Annotated in this window: 12 protein-coding genes and 4 pseudogenes; 6 read left to right on the plus strand and 10 right to left on the minus strand. The window is 71.8% G+C overall.

Translation table 11 applies throughout. From position 1 onward, the window contains the following. Positions 1–3: 3 nt before the first annotated feature. The gene (locus tag H8R17_RS14435; protein ID WP_187823579.1) at positions 4–510 is read right to left on the minus strand and encodes a pyridoxamine 5'-phosphate oxidase family protein; all 507 of its coding nucleotides are present in this window, start codon (positions 508–510) and stop codon (positions 4–6) included. A gap of 138 nt (positions 511–648) precedes the next feature. Between H8R17_RS14435 and H8R17_RS14440 the strand changes: the two genes are divergently transcribed. Further along, positions 649–3,648, plus strand: coding sequence for a bifunctional [glutamine synthetase] adenylyltransferase/[glutamine synthetase]-adenylyl-L-tyrosine phosphorylase (locus tag H8R17_RS14440; RefSeq protein ID WP_187823580.1), 3,000 nt, complete (start codon positions 649–651; stop codon positions 3,646–3,648). Here H8R17_RS14440 and H8R17_RS14445 read toward each other — a convergent pair. Continuing rightward, on the minus strand, positions 3,636–4,544 hold the full coding sequence (locus tag H8R17_RS14445; protein WP_187823581.1) for a phosphatase PAP2 family protein: 909 nt from the start codon (positions 4,542–4,544) through the stop codon (positions 3,636–3,638). The genes H8R17_RS14440 and H8R17_RS14445 overlap by 13 nt on opposite strands. Positions 4,545–4,692: 148 nt before the next feature. Further along, positions 4,693–5,728 (minus strand): annotated as a pseudogene (locus H8R17_RS14450) (LacI family DNA-binding transcriptional regulator). A gap of 143 nt (positions 5,729–5,871) precedes the next feature. Between H8R17_RS14450 and H8R17_RS14455 the strand changes: the two are divergent. The 4 genes and pseudogenes from H8R17_RS14455 to H8R17_RS14470 form a co-directional block, all read left to right on the plus strand. Beyond that, positions 5,872–6,366 (plus strand): annotated as a pseudogene (locus tag H8R17_RS14455) (ABC transporter permease subunit); the annotation flags it as partial. Positions 6,367–6,547: 181 nt separating this feature from the next. Further along, positions 6,548–8,221, plus strand: coding sequence for a glycoside hydrolase family 13 protein (locus H8R17_RS14460; protein WP_187823582.1), 1,674 nt, complete (start codon positions 6,548–6,550; stop codon positions 8,219–8,221). A gap of 166 nt (positions 8,222–8,387) precedes the next feature. Then, on the plus strand, positions 8,388–8,516 hold the full coding sequence (locus tag H8R17_RS14465) for an alpha-1,6-glucosidase domain-containing protein (RefSeq protein WP_187823583.1): 129 nt from the start codon (positions 8,388–8,390) through the stop codon (positions 8,514–8,516). A 97-nt stretch (positions 8,517–8,613) separates the two neighbouring features. Then, positions 8,614–8,967, plus strand: a complete 354-nt coding sequence (locus H8R17_RS14470; RefSeq protein ID WP_187823584.1) for a 5-carboxymethyl-2-hydroxymuconate Delta-isomerase — start codon at positions 8,614–8,616, stop codon at positions 8,965–8,967. A 47-nt stretch (positions 8,968–9,014) separates the two neighbouring features. Here H8R17_RS14470 and H8R17_RS14475 read toward each other — a convergent pair whose 3' ends face one another. The 4 genes and pseudogenes from H8R17_RS14475 to H8R17_RS14490 form a co-directional block, all read right to left on the minus strand. After that, positions 9,015–9,704 carry a TetR/AcrR family transcriptional regulator gene (locus tag H8R17_RS14475; protein WP_187823585.1) on the minus strand — a complete coding sequence of 230 codons (690 nt, stop codon included), beginning with the start codon at positions 9,702–9,704 and terminating at the stop codon, positions 9,015–9,017. Between the two features lie 136 nt (positions 9,705–9,840). Beyond that, a pseudogene (locus H8R17_RS14480) lies at positions 9,841–9,984 on the minus strand (metal-dependent hydrolase); the annotation flags it as partial. Positions 9,985–10,010: 26 nt separating this feature from the next. Beyond that, on the minus strand, positions 10,011–11,930 hold the full coding sequence (locus H8R17_RS14485) for a hypothetical protein (protein WP_187823586.1): 1,920 nt from the start codon (positions 11,928–11,930) through the stop codon (positions 10,011–10,013). 66 nt (positions 11,931–11,996) lie between these two features. Then, positions 11,997–12,206 (minus strand): annotated as a pseudogene (locus H8R17_RS14490) (tetratricopeptide repeat protein); the annotation flags it as partial. 180 nt (positions 12,207–12,386) lie between these two features. On the opposite strand from H8R17_RS14490, the gene H8R17_RS14495 reads away from it, so the two are divergent. Continuing rightward, entirely contained in the window at positions 12,387–12,860 is a 474-nt protein-coding gene (locus H8R17_RS14495; protein WP_187823587.1) for a hypothetical protein, read from the plus strand. Positions 12,861–12,948: 88 nt separating this feature from the next. Here the strand turns inward: H8R17_RS14495 and H8R17_RS14500 are convergent, their stop codons facing one another. From H8R17_RS14500 to H8R17_RS14510, 3 genes are all read right to left on the minus strand, one after another. Beyond that, on the minus strand, positions 12,949–14,523 hold the full coding sequence (locus H8R17_RS14500; RefSeq protein ID WP_187823588.1) for a DUF1996 domain-containing protein: 1,575 nt from the start codon (positions 14,521–14,523) through the stop codon (positions 12,949–12,951). A gap of 214 nt (positions 14,524–14,737) precedes the next feature. Continuing rightward, positions 14,738–15,391 carry a response regulator transcription factor gene (locus H8R17_RS14505; protein ID WP_187823589.1) on the minus strand — a complete coding sequence of 218 codons (654 nt, stop codon included), beginning with the start codon at positions 15,389–15,391 and terminating at the stop codon, positions 14,738–14,740. Next, on the minus strand, positions 15,376–16,641 hold the full coding sequence (locus tag H8R17_RS14510) for a sensor domain-containing protein (protein ID WP_187823590.1): 1,266 nt from the start codon (positions 16,639–16,641) through the stop codon (positions 15,376–15,378). Before H8R17_RS14510 ends, H8R17_RS14505 begins: the two co-directional genes overlap by 16 nt. Between the last annotated feature and the right edge of the window lie 153 nt (positions 16,642–16,794).

Below are 16,794 nucleotides of genomic sequence, written 5' to 3' on the forward strand. Positions count from 1 at the left end.
GAATCAGGAGAACCGCCAGCGGGTCTGGCTGAACGGCTCACCCTTACCGAAGCCGAGAACCACGCGCGGCGCCACCGAGAACACGGCAGCGTGCCCGGCACCGTGGTGGAAATACCCGTCCCGCACGTCGAAGTGCCAGAAACCGCCGTACTTCGCCTCCCACGCGGCGGCCAGCTCACGCAGCCGCCCCTCGTCCGCCACGCGCCGCGCCTCGCCCTCCACGACCAGGTCGTAGCCCTTGTTCCAGAGGTTGGTGCCGGTCGTCAGGACCACGTGCGGATTCGCGGCCAGGTTCTTCGCCTTGCGCTCCTCGGGACCGGTGCAGAAGTGCAGCGCGCCCTCGGACCACACCGCGGGCAGCGGCGTGACATGCGGGCGCCCGTCCGGCCGTACCGTCGAGATCCAGAACAGCTCCGCCCCGACGAGCAGCGCCTCGGTGTCGGCCCAGGCGGGCGCGGCGGCACCCTCGCTGCTGTACCGGGGGTCCAGCTCGGCATGCGGCTGCATCATCGCCGTACCTCCACATCGCCAGTGTCCGCCAGTACCGACCCGGACCGCACGCCGAACTCATCGGCGCTTCCCGCAACGTCTCCGGTTAGGCTCAAGGCCGTACGACCTTGATCCGACGGTCCGACGGGAGGCGGGGGCATGACAGCGGCGCCGGGGCGCAGGAGCAGCACCTTCACGCGACTGCTGCGGCACGGCTTCACCGATCCGTCGGCCGCCGAGCGCCTCCTGGACAGCACCGACCTCGTCCCGGTCCGCGACGACCCGGTCCTGCTCGACGCGCTCGGCGCCACCGCCGACCCCGACCTCGCCCTGCACGGGCTGGTCCGGCTGCTGGAGGCACAGCCCGGCCCCACCGCCCGCCGCGAGCTGCTCGACACGGTCATCGCGGCCAAGCCGCTGCGCGACCGGCTGCTCGGCGTGCTCGGCGCCTCGGCCGCGCTCGCCGACCACCTCGCCCGGCACCCGAGCGACTGGCAGGCGCTCGTCATGTACGAGCCGCGCGACCTGCACCCCGGAGTGGAGGAGTTCGAACGCGGTCTCGCCGAGGCCACCGACCCCGTCTCGCTGCGCGTCGCCTACCGGCGCTGCCTGCTGTCCATCGCCGCCCGCGACGTGTGCGGCACCACCGGCGTCGCCGAGAGCGCCGCCGAGCTGGCCGACCTGGCCACCGCCACGCTGCGCGCCGCCCTCGCCATCGCCCGCGCCGCCGCGCCCGACGACGCCGCGCTGTGCCGGCTCGCGGTGATCGCGATGGGCAAGTGCGGCGGACACGAGCTCAACTACGTCTCCGACGTCGACGTGATCTTCGTCGGGGAGGCCGTCGACGGCGCCGACGAGGGCAAGGCCCTGCGCGCCGCGACCAAGCTCGCCTCGCACCTGATGCGGATCTGCTCGGAGACGACGGTCGAGGGGTCCATCTGGCCCGTCGACGCCAATCTGCGGCCCGAGGGCAGAAACGGTCCGCTGGTGCGCACGCTCTCCAGCCACCTCGCCTACTACCAGCGCTGGGCCAAGACCTGGGAGTTCCAGGCGCTGCTCAAGGCCCGCCCGGTGGCCGGCGACATCGAGCTGGGCGAGGAGTACGTCGCCGCTGTCGAGCCGCTGGTGTGGCAGGCCGCCGAGCGGGAGAACTTCGTCGCCGACGTGCAGAAGATGCGCCGCCGGGTCGTCGAGAACATCCCCGCCGCCGAGATCGACCGCCAGCTCAAGCTCGCCCCGGGCGGCCTCAGGGACGTCGAGTTCGCGGTGCAGCTGCTCCAGCTGGTGCACGGGCGGGCGGACGCCTCCCTGCGCAGCGGCACCACGTTGGACGCGCTGAAGGCACTGGCCGCCGGCGGGTACGTGGGCCGCGCGGACGGCGCCCAGCTCGACGAGGCGTACCGGTTCCTGCGCTCCATGGAGCACCGGATCCAGCTTTTCCGGCTGCGCCGCACCCACCTCGTGCCCCAGGACGAGGCCGAGCTGCGCCGCATCGGGCGCTCGCTGGGCCTGCGCGCCGACCCGGTCGCCGAGCTGAACCGCGAGTGGAAGCGGCACGCCACCGTCGTACGCCGCCTGCACGAGAAGCTCTTCTACCGCCCGCTGCTCGACGCCGTCGCCCAGCTGGCGCCCGGCGAGGCCCGGCTGAGCCCGGAGGCGGCGCGCGAGCGGCTCGTCGCGCTCGGCTACGGCGACCCGGCCGCCGCCCTGCGGCACCTGGAGGCCCTGGCGTCCGGCGTCACCCGCAAGGCGGCGATCCAGCGGACGCTGCTGCCGGTGCTGCTGGGCTGGTTCGCGGACTCCGCCGACCCCGACGCGGGCCTGCTCAACTTCCGCAAGGTCTCCGACGCGCTCGGCAAGACGCCGTGGTACCTGCGGCTGCTGCGCGACGAGGGCGCCGCCGCGCAGAACCTCGCCCGCGTGCTGTCCGCCGGGCGGCTCGCCCCCGACCTGCTCATGCGGGCCCCGGAGGCGGTGGCGCTGCTCGGGGACGGCGACGGGGGTGGCCTCGAGCCGCGCTCCCGCGCCCACCTGGAGCAGGAGATACTCGCCGCGGTCCGCCGGGCCGACGGCGCGGCACAGGCGGTCACCGCGGCCCGCGGCGTCCGCCGCCGCGAGCTGTTCCGTACGGCCGCCGCCGACATCGTCGGCTCCTACGGCACCGAGGAGCAGCCCGCCGAGGCCGACCAGGGCGCGCTCGTGGACCGGGTCGGCGGTGCCGTGTCCGACCTGACGGCGGCGACCCTCGCGGGCACGCTGCGGGCGGTCGTACGGGACGGGTGGGGGGACACCCTGCCCACCCGGTTCGCGATCATCGGCATGGGCCGCTTCGGCGGCCACGAGCTGGGCTACGGCTCCGACGCGGACGTGCTGTTCGTGCACGAGCCGCGCGACGGGGTCGACGAGCGGGAGGCCGGGGAGGCGGCGAACCGGGTCGTGTCCGAGATGCGCCGTCTGCTGCAGATCCCCAGCTCCGACCCGCCGCTGCTGATCGACGCCGACCTGCGCCCCGAGGGCAAGTCCGGGCCGCTCGTGCGGACCCTGAAGTCGTACGCGGCGTACTACCGGCGCTGGTCCCTGGTCTGGGAGTCGCACGCGCTGCTGCGCGCCGAGCCGGTCGCCGGCGACGAGGACCTGTGCCGCCGCTTCGTCGAGCTGATCGACCCGCTGCGCTACCCCGCGCAGGGCCTGCCGGAGGAGTCCGTCCGCGAGATCCGCCGTCTGAAGGCCCGGATGGAGACCGAACGCCTGCCGCGCGGCGCCGACCCCAAGCTGCACACCAAGCTCGGACCCGGCGGCCTGTCCGACGTCGAGTGGACCGTGCAACTGCTGCAACTGCGGCACGGCGGGGCCGAGCCGGGCCTGCGCACCACGCGCACCCGCCAGGCCCTCGCGGCGGCGAGCGCGGCCGGGCTGCTCACGGAGGAGGACGCCGCGATCCTGGACGAGGCCTGGGTGCTCGCGACCCGGGTGCGAGGCGCGGTGATGCTGGTGCGCGGCCGCGCCGGGGACACGTTCCCGTCCGACGGGCGTGAGCTGGCCGCGGTGGGCCGCTGCCTCGGCTACGGCCCCGGACACGTCGGGGACATGCTGGACGCGTACCGGCGTACGGCACGGCGGGCGCGCGGCGTCGTGGAGGAGCGGTTCTACGGGACGTGAGCGCGGCTGCCGGCCCCTTGCGGGCTCCCGGCCCCCGCAGCCACGGCCTCCCTCGGCCGCCTCTGCTGCGGCACCGCCACCAGCTTCGGCAGCGCGTACGGCTGCGTCCCGTACCACAGGCGGGCCACCAGGAAGCCGAACGCCAGGCACAGGATGCCGCCCACCGCGTCCAGCCAGAAGTGGTTGGCCGTGGCGACGATGACGACCAGGGTGGCCGCCGGGTAGAGCAGGCTCAGCACGCGGACCCACGGAACCCTGGCCAGCATGAAGATCGTCAGGCCGCACCACACGGACCAGCCGATGTGCATGGACGGCATCGCGGCGTACTGGTTGGACATGTGCTTCAGGTCGCCGGACGCCATCGAGCCCCACGTCTGGTGGATCATGACGGTGTCGATGAAGCCGCCGCCGTTCATCAGGCGGGGCGGGGCCAGCGGGAACAGGTAGTAACCGACCAGGGCCACGCCCGTGGTCGCGAACAGCACCAGCCGGGTCGCCGCGTAGCGGCCGGGATGGCGGCGGAAGAGCCACACCAGCACGCCCAGCGTCACGATGAAGTGCAGGGTCGCGTAGTAGTAGTTCATGCCGACGATCAGCCAGGTCACCGCGTTCACCGCGTGGTTGACCGACTCCTCGACGGCGATGCCGAGATGGTGCTCCAGCTGCCAGATCCAGTCGGCGTTGCGCAGCGCCTCGCCCTTCTGCTCGGGCACCGCGTTGCGGATGAGTGAGTACGTCCAGTAACTCACGGCGATCAGAAGGATCTCGAACCAGAAGCGGGGCCGGCGTGGGCGACGCAGCCGGCGCAGTGGGCCCCCGACCGCGTCCTCGTCCGCGACGGGGCGCGGAACGGCCTTGTCCTGGCCTTCCAGTGTCGTCACGGTCGTCTCACCCATAGACACAGAGTCTGCCAGAAAAGCATTCCCCCACCGATCATCCCTCGGTCTGGTTCAGGACGCACGTTCTACGACGCGAAAACGGCCCCTCCTCCTCCCCGGGCACGGCCCGACGTGCGGCTCTCCGCCCTGAGAACGACGGGATCCCTCAGGGGCGGGCCCGCTCTCCGGGAGCCGACGCGGTGGAGCCGCGCACCACCAGTTCCGGCATGAACACGAACTCGCTGTGCGGCGCCGGAGTCCCGCCGATCTCCTCCAGCAATGTGCGCACCGCGGCCTGGCCCATCGCCGGGACCGGCTTGCGGATCGTGGTGAGCGGCGGGTCGGTGAACGCGATCAGCGGGGAGTTGTCGAAGCCGACCACCGAGACGTCCTCGGGGACGTCTCGACCGTGCTGCCGCGCGGCCCTGATCACGCCCAGCGCCATCATGTCGCTCGCGCACACCACCGGCCGTGCAGCCCCGGTCGATCAGCGCTGTCGCCGCGGCCTGGCCGCCCTCCAGCGTGTACAGCGAGTGCTGGATCAGTTCCTCCTCGACGGCGTCCGCGCTCAGCCCCAGCTGGTCCTGCATCGTGCGCACGAAGCCCTCGATCTTGCGCTGCACGGGCACGAAACGCTTGGGGCCGAGGGCAAGGCCGATGCGGGTGTGGCCCAGCGACACCAGGTGAGTGACGGCGAGCGTCATCGCCGCACGGTCGTCGGGGGAGATGAACGGAGCCTGCACCTTTGGCGAGAAGCCGTCCACGAGGACGTACGGCACGCCCTGGGCGCGCAGCCGGTCATAGCGCGTCGTGGCGGCCGTGGTGTCGGCGTGCAGCCCGGAGACGTAGAGGATGCCGGCCACAGCGCGGTCCACGAGCATCTCGGTCAGCTCGTCCTCCGTCGAGCCACCCGGAGTCTGCGTGGCCAGCACCGGCGTGTAGCCCTGCCGGGTCAGCGCCTGCCCGATGACCTGGGCCAGCGCCGGGAAGATCGGGTTCTCCAGCTCGGGGGTGATCAGGCCCACCAGGCCCTCGCTGCGCTGCCGCAGCCGGACCGGGCGCTCGTGGCCCAGCACGTCGAGAGCGGCCGGCACGGACTCGCGGGTGGTGGCGGCGACGCCCGGCTTCCCGTTGAGGACCCGGCTGACGGTCGCTTCGCTCACTCCCGCCTGCGCAGCGATGTCGGCAAGCCGTGTGGTCACAGACCTGGACTGTACCGGTGACCGACCCGCCGCCGGGTCCTCTACCGGCTGATCCTGATCCTGCCGTGGGCCGTCGACGCCCAGATCCTCGTCACCTGGGCCTACCAGCTGGGCTTCGGACAGCAGCCGCGCGACTTCGCGCAGTGGTGACCCAGATGTTCCCGGTGGCCGTCCTCATGGTGCCCACGTACCAGATCTTGTCGGAGTTTCAGCTCATCGACAGCTACCTTGGTCTCGTCCTCGTCTACTGCTCGACCGCGGTGCCGTACTGTGCCTGGCTGCTCAAGGGCTATTTCGACACCATCCCGTTCGAGATCGACGAGGCCGGACGCGTCGACGGGCTGACCCCCTTCGGCACGTTCGCGCGGCTGATCCTGCCAGTTGCCAAACCCGGTCTGGCGGTCGCCGCGTTCTACAGTTTCATCACCGCGTTCGGCGAGGTCGCCATTGCCACCACGTTCATGCTCGACGACACCAAGTACACGTTCGCCGTCGGCCTGCAGAGCTTCATCAGCGAGCACGACGCGCAGCGCAACCTCATGGCCGCCACCGCGGTCCTGATCGCGATACCGGTGTCCGCGTTCTTCTACCTCGTGCAGAAGAACCTGGTGACCGGCCTCACAGCGGGCGCACGAAGGGCTGACCCCCGACGCACACCGGTTCCCGCGCCTCGCCGCGCGGGTGGCGGCCGCGGTGTCCATCCGACCCGCTGCACCGCGGCCGCCAAGCTCCCCACCCCTACGCACGCCTCCATGACCCGAACTCTTCCCCCACTCTCAACTTCGTTCGAGCGGGGGACCCCATCGCACCAAGGACGACATGAGCCAGCAGCACTCCGCCGCACCGGCCCCCGGACCGACCTCCGCCCTCGCCACCGTCGCCAAGCGCCGCGACTGGTGGCTGGACGCGGTGATCTACCAGGTGTATCCGCGCAGCTTCGCCGACAGCAACGGCGACGGCATGGGGGACCTGGAGGGCGTCCGCACCCGCCTGCCGTACCTGCGTGACCTCGGCGTGGACGCCGTGTGGCTCAGCCCCTTCTACGCCTCCCCGCAGGCCGACGCCGGGTACGACGTGGCCGACTACCGGGCCGTCGACCCCATGTTCGGCACGCTGCTCGACGCCGACGCCCTCATCCGCGACGCCCACGAGCTGGGGCTGCGGATCATCGTCGACCTCGTGCCCAACCACTCCTCGGACCAGCACGAATGGTTCAAGCGGGCGCTGGCCGACGGTCCGGGCTCTCCGCTCCGGGACCGCTACCACTTCCGGCCCGGCAAGGGGAAGAACGGCGAACTCCCGCCCAACGACTGGGAGTCCATCTTCGGCGGCCCGGCATGGACGCGCGTGCCGGACGGTGAGTGGTACCTCCACCTCTTCGCCCCCGAGCAGCCCGACTTCAACTGGGAGCACCCGGCCGTCGGCGACGAGTTCCGCTCGATTCTCCGCTTCTGGCTCGACATGGGTGTCGACGGCTTCCGTATCGACGTGGCGCATGGGCTGGTCAAGGCGGAAGGGCTGCCGGACCTGGGTTCCCACGACCAGGTGAAACTGCTGGGCAACGATGTCATGCCGTTCTTCGACCAGGACGGCGTCCATGAGATCTACCGGCAGTGGCGCCACGTCCTCGACGAGTACGCGGGGGAGAGGATCTTCGTCGCCGAGGCCTGGACCCCGACCATCGAACGCACCGCGAACTACGTCCGCTCCGACGAGCTGCACCAGGCCTTCAACTTCCAGTACCTGAGCACCTACTGGGAAGCCGAGGAGATGCGCGACGTCATCGACCGCACACTGGAGGCGATGCGCCCGGTCGGCGCGCCCGCCACCTGGGTGCTCTCCAACCACGACGTCACCCGGCACGCCACCCGCTTCGCCAACCCGCCCGGCCTGGGCACCCAGATCTGCCTGGCCGGCGACCGCGAAGTGGGCCTCAGGCGAGCCAGGGCGGCCACCCTGCTGATGCTGGCGCTGCCCGGCTCGGCGTACGTCTACCAGGGCGAGGAGCTCGGTCTGCCGGACGTGGTCGACCTGCCGGACGAGGTGCGCCAGGACCCCGCGTACTTCCGGGGCGCCGGGCAGGACGGCTTCCGCGACGGCTGCCGGGTGCCGATCCCGTGGACGCGCACGGGATCGTCGTACGGCTTCGGCGCCGGCGGCAGCTGGCTGCCGCAGCCGGAGGGCTGGGGGGAACTGAGCGTCGAGGCGCAGACCGGCGTGTCCGGCTCGACCCTGGAGCTGTACCGGGCCGCGCTCGCCGTGCGCCGCGAGCAGCCCGACCTGGGGGCGGGCGACGCGGTGCAGTGGCTGCGGGCACCCGACGGCGTGCTCGCCTTCCGGCGCGGGGAGTTCGTGTGCGTCGCGAACACCGGCGGGGAGTCGGTGGCCGTGCCCGCGTACGGGAGGGTGCTGCTCGCCAGCGGTGAGGTGAGCGAGGCGGACGGCGAGGTGAAGGTGCCGGCCGACACGACGGTGTGGTGGACGACGGCCTGATGGCTCGCGCGGCGCTGGGCCTGCCGCCCGGTTGGGGGCAGGCCCGGATGCCGTCGAGCGGCCGGTCACCGAGGCCGGTTGAGGCTCTGGCGGTACGCCCCCGCGGATCCTGACGACGGAGCCGGCCGGCCGCCGTCGACCTGCTCAGCCCAACGTGAGCCAACGGATGTTCAGGCGCCTGGTGCAGGCCTCGGGCGCGGACGCCGTCGTGAAGGCCTCCTCCTACGCGGCGGACACGGGCACCTTCTCCGTGCCGGGCCGTACGGTCGCGGTGTTCCGGGAGCTCGGGAACTAGGTGCCGCGACAGGCAACGTTCGCCCGTCAAGGAGCGGGGCGAACGTTGCCTGCCGGGGCACTAGGGTGATCCCCGTTGCCGTAGAACAGGAGTGCCCATGCCGCAGATCACCGTCGACTATTCCGCCCCCCTGGCCGACACCTTCGACCGGGCCGGATTCGCCAAGGCCATGCACACCCACGTGGTGGAGATCGCGGCCGCCAAGCCGGAGGCCTGCAAGACGCAGTTCCGCCGCACCGAGCTGACGGTGGTCGGGCCCGACGCCGAGGGGCACGCGGTCGTGCACGTCATGATCGGGCTGCTCGCCGGGCGCTCCACGGAGACCAAGGCGCGGCTCACCGAGGCCGTACTGGAGGCGGTGCGGGAGCACGCGAAGCCGGAGGGGTTCGCGCTGCACGCCTCCGTCGAGACGCGCGACCTCGACGCCTCGTACCGGAAGTACGACGCGTAGGAGACGAATGAGACGCAGGGAACGTACAGGAGGCGTGGCGGAGAGGCCTAGGAAGCGAGGCTCATGAGCCGGGCGGCGAGGCTGCTGAAGGGCCCGTCGGCCGGCTCGTCCTTGATCATGCGGCGCAGCAGCGCACCCATCTCCTCGTCGTAGGCGGCGCTCACGGTGGCCAGCGCGGCGAAGTCGTGCACGAGCTGCATCTCCAGCTCGGCGCGCGGGATGCGTCGGCCGTCCAGCCAGATCAGTGCCGTCGACTCGGCGAGCGAGATCCAGGAGCGGACGACCAGTTCCAGTCGCGCGGGCGGATTCTCCACGCCCAGATGCGAAAGAATCTGGACATACGCGGCCTGGCGTACGGAGTCGATGAGCGCGTTGGTCGTGGAGGAGCCAACTGCCGGGCCGCCGCGCATCAGCGCCGCGAAACCGGGGCCGTGCTCGTCCACGAAGTCGAAGAACCGGCGCATCATGCGCAGCAGCCGCGCCCCCAGCGGACCGTCCTTCGGCTCCACGAACCGGGCCGCCAGATCGTCCGAGGCACGTTTCAACGCGGCCTCGTACAGGCTGAGTTTGCCGGGAAAGTAGTGGTAGACCAGCGGGCGCGAGATGCCCGCGGCCGACGCTATCTCGTCGATGGAGACCTCGTCGGGCGAGCGGCGGCTGAACAGTTCGAGGGCGACGCCGATCAACTGCTGCCGCCGCTCCTCGACTCCCATTCTGCGGCGTACCCCGGTAGTCATGCGAACACCTTACCGATCGAATCCGGCCCCGAAACGACCGGACAGGACATCGGTGTTCACATCAAACGTCACATATCCAGTGCAAGTCGATCACCGCGTGCCCGGGAGACAGAAGCCCCGGAAGACTGCCCGGCCGCCGGCGCGGGCGGCCCGGCGGCAGGGTGCGGGCGGCCAGCAGCTTCTCGAGGAGCCGGTCGACCTGGGCCGTGTACGGCGTCGGATCGAGCCCCAGCTCCCGCAGGTGCGGCAGCACCACGTCGTGCGCCTGCGAGTGCATCGCCACGCTGCTGTCAACAACCCCGGTGTCTACCGCAGCCCACTGATCGACCTTCCGTCCTCCAGGGTCCCCTTCAGCACGGCCTGAGCCCCCTGCTTCGCCCGCTCCGCCAGCAAATGGCCCTGAACGCTCGCCTCGACCCCACCCGTCGTCCGGATCGACTCCGTGTCGCGGCTGCCGGCCGCCAGCAGGTACCAGGACCCCGCCGCCGACTTCCACAGCACCCCGGCCAGTACCTGCGGATCCCGCGCACCGCACGCCGTGACGTGCTCGGCCTTCGCCGCCACCGCCCCGTACCGGCCGCCCGGCGTGTGGAACTGGGCCAGCACCCGTTCTCCGCCGCCCCGCCAGGTCTCCGCCCGCGTGCACACCCACGCCGCAGACCCGCTCGCGTCCGGCAGCGGCTGCTCGGCGTACGCCCACGCGTTCACCGACCGCACCCCCGCGGACCGCATCGCGCCCAGCGAGCAGGCATACGGCGCCCAGGTGCGTTGCGCCTCCGCGCCGGAGGCGTCCTTCGCGGAGCCGGGCCGGCCCGCGGTGAGGCGGGCCGGGACCAGCTCGCCGAGGTCGGTCAGCAGCCACGTGCCCCTGCCGTCGGTCAGCTGGAGCACGTTCCACGACGTGCACGTGCCGCCGCGCAGGGCGGGGCTGGCCAGCGGTGCGGTGACCCCGTCGGTCAGCCCCAGGTCCATCGCCCCGGAGCCCGGCTTCATCAGGTCCCGCGCGGCCACTTTCGTCACCCAGGGCGCCGTCAGATAGCGGACGTTGCCGTCGGCCCGGTCCAGCACCATCGCGCTCGCCTCGGCCCGGCCCGCGCCGTCGACCCGCGCGAAGTCGAGGGCGGCGCCCTGCGTGCCGGCCTTCGGCTCGGCGTAGCGGGCGATGCGCAGACCGTCGTAGAAGATCACCAGGCGGGCGTTGCCGACGGTCCCGGCGTACAGCAACTGGGGCGGTCCGGAGGGGCCGCCGGACGCGGTTCCGGGGGTCGCCGAGACCTGGACCGTCTTGCCGGGGCGGGCCCAGACAGCGAGGGCGCGGCGCAGCAGGGCCGTGTCGCCGGTGAGGTCACCACGGGCCGGCCACACGGAGAAGTCGGTGCGCGCCGAGGTCCGCCATGCGGTGGGGGAGACCTTGACCAGCCGGCCCGGATCGAGGGCTGCCTCGGTGGCCGGGTTCTGCGCGTACACCGGCGCGGCGGCGCCGTCCGGGCCCCAGCCCTCGCCGGGCAGGCCGAGCAGCGCCCCGCACACGACGAGCGCCGCCCCGGCGGCCAGCGCGGCCTTGGTGTGCTGCCTGCGCCGCATCAGGTCGGTGGGCCGGGCCTGGAGAGAGCAGGCGTCGAACTCGGGGGAGTCCAGGAGCCGGTACTGCGCGGGCACCTCGTCGGCCGCGCGCAGCGCCGCGTCCACGTCGGAGACGCCTGCGGCCGTCAGGACCTGGCGTACGTCACCGTCCGGGAGCTTCTCCAAGCCCCGCAGCACATACGCGGCGCGGGCCGGGCCGGACAGCGCCGACAGTTGCTGGTCCAGGGCGAGCTCATGGGCGCCGCCCGAGCGCGGGAACAGGCGCAGCCCCCACACCTGGGGCAGCACCGGCGGCAGCTGGGCCCGCCTGGGCCAACCCCGGCGCCACGGCGGCAGGCCCGCTGCCAGTGCCGTACGCAGGACCCTGAGGCGGACGAAGGCGTAGCCCGGGTCGCCGTCGCGGCCGGTCGACTGGGCCGGGATCACGGGCGTCGCGGTGCGGCCCCGGGGCAGTGCGCGCTGGGTGAGGGCGTGCGCGGTCAGCACCCGGCGGCCCCGGCCGAGGGTCGGCGGCAGCACCAGGTAGGCGAGCCGGACGAGCCGCGGATAGTGCTCGACGAGGGCGGCCTCGGCCTGGTCGACATCGACGACCGGGTCGGTGGCGGAGGGCGCGGGGTGCGGGGCGACATCCTGTGACTGCACGTTCAGCAGAACGAGCGAACCGTGCGTTGGTCACCGCCACCCGGGCGGGCATGGTGCAAGGACGCCTTAGGCCCCGGCCTGTCGCTCCGGCTCGACCAGCAGCCGTGCGCAGTTCGCCATCGACCGCTGGTAGCGGGGCAGGTGCGGCGCGAGCGCGCCCAGTACGAGCGACAGTCCTTCGCGGTCCCGGCCGAGGCTGGACAGACACAGCGCGAGCGTGGCGCGTACGGCGTCGTCCAGCTCGTCCGGGGGCGCGTCCAGCTCGGGCGTCAGTCGAAGGTCGCCCAGGCGGCGGCCACCCGATCTTCCCAGTCCTGGTTCACCGGGATACCTTCGCACGCCAGTCCCCCGTCGCACCGCCGTATTGAGTGCTGCACGCCCCGCAGCCGTATCGAAGGCGAGGGCCCCTTGCCGGGGCTCCGTGCGGCATGTCGCCGGAAGGGACCGGAGGAACACATGAGAGTGACACGGGCGATGCTCCCGCTGGCCGGCGCGGCGGCGGTACTGGCGCTGGCGGGCTGCGGATCCGGCGGGAAGGGCGAGGCGGCCGTGCCCGAGACGGCGACCGGCAGCCTGGAGCACCTGGCGGCCGAGGCGAAGTGCAGGCCGGACATGCAGACCGACGCCGACACGATCCGCCAGGCCATCTGCAAGTACGGCAAGGAGAAGTACATCCTCGCCACCTTCTCCACCGATCGCGGCCAGCGCGAGTGGATCAACACCGCCAAGGACTACGGCGGCTACTACCTCGTCGGCCGCAAGTGGGTCGCCGTCGGCCACCAGGACGTCGTGGGAGACCTGCGCGGCACGCTCGGCGGGACGCTGGAGATCGGCAAGGACCACTCCGGCCACTCGTCGGACGGCAGTGAGGGGCACAAGTCGAGCGGCGGTGCGGGGCACTCGGCCACGCACGCCGGTCACAACGGCTGACCGCGCCGGGCTTTTCGCCCGGGCATGCGAAAGGCGGCCGGTGGGAAATCCACCGGCCGCCTCTCTCGTGGCGTCACCGCCTAGTGCGTCACTGGCAGTCCTGGCCGCTGTTGATGCACTCGACCGCCTGGTTCATCACGTTCTCGTCCATGACGTTGATGAAGTCGTTGTGGTCGGTGATCGGCTTGTGCAGCTGCTCCGGGAAGCCGTCCACCGCGTACGGGTTCTGCACCTGCCCGTTCTCGATGGTCGTGGCCGACACGTCGTAGACCAGCCGGACCTGCAGCTGCGGGATCGCTTGGAAGCCGTCCGGGCAGCTGCCGTCCTCCTGGACGAAGGCGACGTGGTCACGGTGGTTGGCGCTGTCGATGTTCTGGCCGTCCCAGCAGCTCTGGAAGTTGGACGTCCGCACCAGGTTGCTGCCCTGGGGGCAGACCGGGTACTTGTCCGTCAGCTGCACCTTGTCCTCGAAGCCGGTGCAGCTCAGGGCCACGTTGGCGTTCGCGTCGCCGTTGGTGAAGGCCTTGGCGTCACCGGTGATGATGCGCAGGAACTTCGGCATCGCGACGACGTCGCCCTGCTTGCTGCCGACATACTTGATGTCGGCCTCCTCGGCCTGCAGGATCTTGCCGACGTTGCCCTCGGCGCCACCGCCGGCGTCGTTGGCGTCGAACTCGTCGGTGCCGTCCTGGAGACGCAGCACGGGCCAGTAGTAGGTGGACTTGTCACCCTGGTTCTGGCAGGTGGTGTCCCCGTTGGCCAGGTCCTCGTCGCTGGCGAAGGCGTCGGTGGCCTGGTTGCCGACGTAGTCGTGCGTGTGGTGCGCGCCGTTGTCGACACCCGGGGCGACGATCAGGTTGTCGGTGTTGAACACGTTGTTCTCGTTGACACCGCAGGACGTGCTGAAGGAGCCCGTCGAGCCGCTGTCGCCGTTCGCCGCGAACCCGTTCCCGTTCGACTTGTCGATGTTGGGCTGGACCTGGGTGATGTCGACGAAGTCCTCGTTCGCCGGGCCGTTGCCGGCCTGGCCGCCGTTGCCCTCGGGCACCGGGTCCAGACCGTTGTCCTGATCCTGTTCACCCCCCTGGTCCTGACCGTTGTCCTGGCCCTGGTCCTGACCGTCGTTGTTCTGGCCGTCGCCGCCGTTGCCGCCGTCGCCGCCGTCGCCGCCGTTGCCGTCGTTGGCCTCCGCCTGGTCGGCTGCCATGCCCTGGCACTCGGCGAGCTGCTGCAGGTCGGGAGCTTGCCCGCCCGCACGCCGGATGTTGATCTCGATCCGGTCGAGCGCGGCGGTCCGCTTGGACTTCAGCGGGCCGAGGATCGCGTTCTGGACGAAGCCCGGGTCACCCTCCTGCGCCTGACGCGTGGAGGCGAGCCGCGAGTAGGCCTCGGTGATCTGCTGGTCGAGGTTTGCCAGCTCCTTGTCGACTCCGGCGCGCGCGCCCTCCGGCACGTAGTTCAGCTGCTGACCGACGTCCGGGCACTGGATGGTGGCCATCTGCGCGCCTGCGGCCTTGGTCTGGCCCTGCGCCGAGTTCTCCTCGTGCGCGGAGGCATAGAAGTTCGCCCAGATCAGCCCGCCCCCACCGAGCGCTAGGGCCGCCGATGCGGCTATGGCCTTGGTGGCCAGCGGCGTACGGCGTTTTCTTGTGTTGCGTCCCATGGAACTCCTCTGACTTCCTTGCGGGGCATCCCTTGCGGGGCATCGAGGCGCCCGACAGGAGTGAAGCGGCGCCCTTCCATACGGAGCCCGTCCCAGAGGTGTTCAGCCGTCCCGGAAATTGTTGAGAGATTCGTGAGTGTCCTGTGGTTTCAACAGCCTCTGAAATAGCGCGAGTTGCCGACCGCCCACCGGGGGTGAAGCAGCGGGGGTGTCTTCACCGGCCCTGGTCGAGATAGGCGAGAACCGCCAGCACGCGCCGGTTGTCGTCGTCCGAGACCTCAAGTCCCAGTTTGGCGAAGATGTTCGCGGTGTGTTTGGCGATCGCCCGTTCCGTGACGACCAGTTTCCCGGCGATCGCCGCGTTGGACCGCCCCTGCGCCATCAGCTCCAGCACCTCCAGCTCCCGGGGCGTCAGGCGCGCCGGCGGCTGGCCGTCGGCTGCCCGCCGGGTCAGCAGCTGCTGGATGACCTGCGGATCCATCGCCGTACCGCCCGCCGCGACCCGCCGTACGGCGTCCACGAACTGCTCCGCGTCGAACACCCGGTCCTTGAGCAGATAGCCGATCCCGCCGCTGCCGTCGGCGAGCAACTCGCGCGCGTACAGCTGCTCCACGTGCTGCGAGAGCACCAGCACCGGAAGGCCCGGCCGGTCCCGGCGGGCCCGGAGCGCGCACTGCAGCCCCTCGTCGGTGTGCGTGGGCGGCAGCCGGACGTCCACGACGGCGACGTCCGGCTCCAGTTCGGCCAGCGCCCGGTCCAGCTCGGGCCCGGACTCGACGGCCGCGGCGATCTGGACGTCGTGGGCCTCGAGGAGCCGGACGAGTCCGTCGCGCAGCAGGAACAGGTCTTCGGCTAGGACAACGCGCAAGGAATCTCCATGGTGACCATGGTGGGGCCGCCTGCTGGGCTGCTGACGGCCAGAACGCCGTCGAATGTACCCAGTCGCCGCTCCACCCCGGCCAGTCCCGAGCCGGCCCCGATCACCGCGCCGCCCTTGCCGTTGTCCGTGACGGCCACCCGCAGCATGCCGTCGGTGTGGTGGACGTCGACCCAGACCCGGTCGGCGTCCGCGTGCTTGACCGCGTTGGTGAACACCTCGCTGACCGCGAAGTAGGCCGCCGACTCCACGGGTTCCTCCGCCCGCCCGGGCAGTTCCACGTCCACCTCCGTGGCCACCGGCAGCCGCAGCGCCAGCGCCTTCACGGCGTCCCCGAGCCCGCGTTCGGCCAGCACCGGCGGGTGGATGCCGCGCACCAGCGCGCGCAGCTCGGTCAGGGCCTCGACGGAGGACTTTCGGGCCTGCGCCACCAGCTCCCTGGCCTTGGCCGGGTCCTTGTCGAGCAGCGCCTCGATGGTGCCGAGATCCATGCCCACCGCGACCAGCCGGGCCTGCGCCCCGTCGTGCAGGTCCCGCTCGATGCGGCGCAGTTCGGCGGCGGAGACGTCGACGGCGTCCCAGCGCGTCTCGGTCAGCACGCGGACCCGCTCGGTCAGCTCGCCCTGGCTGGAGCCGAGGACCGCCTTGGTGAGCCGGAAGTGGACCTCCAGCAGGCGCGGGGTGACGAAGTGCGCGAGCAGGAGCAGTGCGAGGGCCAGGACGCCGGCGCCGAACGCGGTCCCTGGGTCGCTGACCGGCACGAAGCCGTACCAGTACGTGCCGCTGTCCGCGAGCACCCGCCACAGCCCGGCCGCGATCGCGAACCCCTCCAGGGGGTACAGGAACAGCGCGGCCGGCAGCAGCGCGGTGACGAACCCGAGCGTCATGTCGAGCGGCAGCCACCGCAGATCCCGCCAGGTCGCCGCGTCGCCCAGCATCCCGAACGTGCGCCCCCACGGGGTGGCGTCCTTCGGCAGCGGCCGGTACGCCGGCGGGGTCCGCACCCCGGCCCACTCGGCCGCGAGCACCCGCCGCCAGTTGGCGAAGTTCCGCACGCCGGTCAGTACGTACGGCGTGGTGACGATGCCGACGCCGATCGGGATGAGCGCGATCGACACGACGGACAGCACGAACAACACCACCGCCCCCGGCAGCGACACCAGCGCCAGCGCCAGCCCCCGCAGCGCCGCGAGTCCGGCGCCCTTCACACGGCCGTTGTCACTCTTCGACACCATGTCCATGGCGCAAGTCTCGCGAAGGCGGGGCCGCGGGTCACGGGGGCGAAGCCCCGGATCAGGGGGTGGTGTCAGGTACACCCCGGCGGCTATACGCCTCGGGCGACGGCGGGGTCCTGCACCGCCGGTCGGCGGTCAGCCGTACATCCCGGCTGCGAG

The sequence above is a fragment of the Streptomyces sp. TRM68367 genome (assembly GCF_014495685.1).
In the GTDB taxonomy this organism is placed as follows: domain Bacteria; phylum Actinomycetota; class Actinomycetes; order Streptomycetales; family Streptomycetaceae; genus Streptomyces.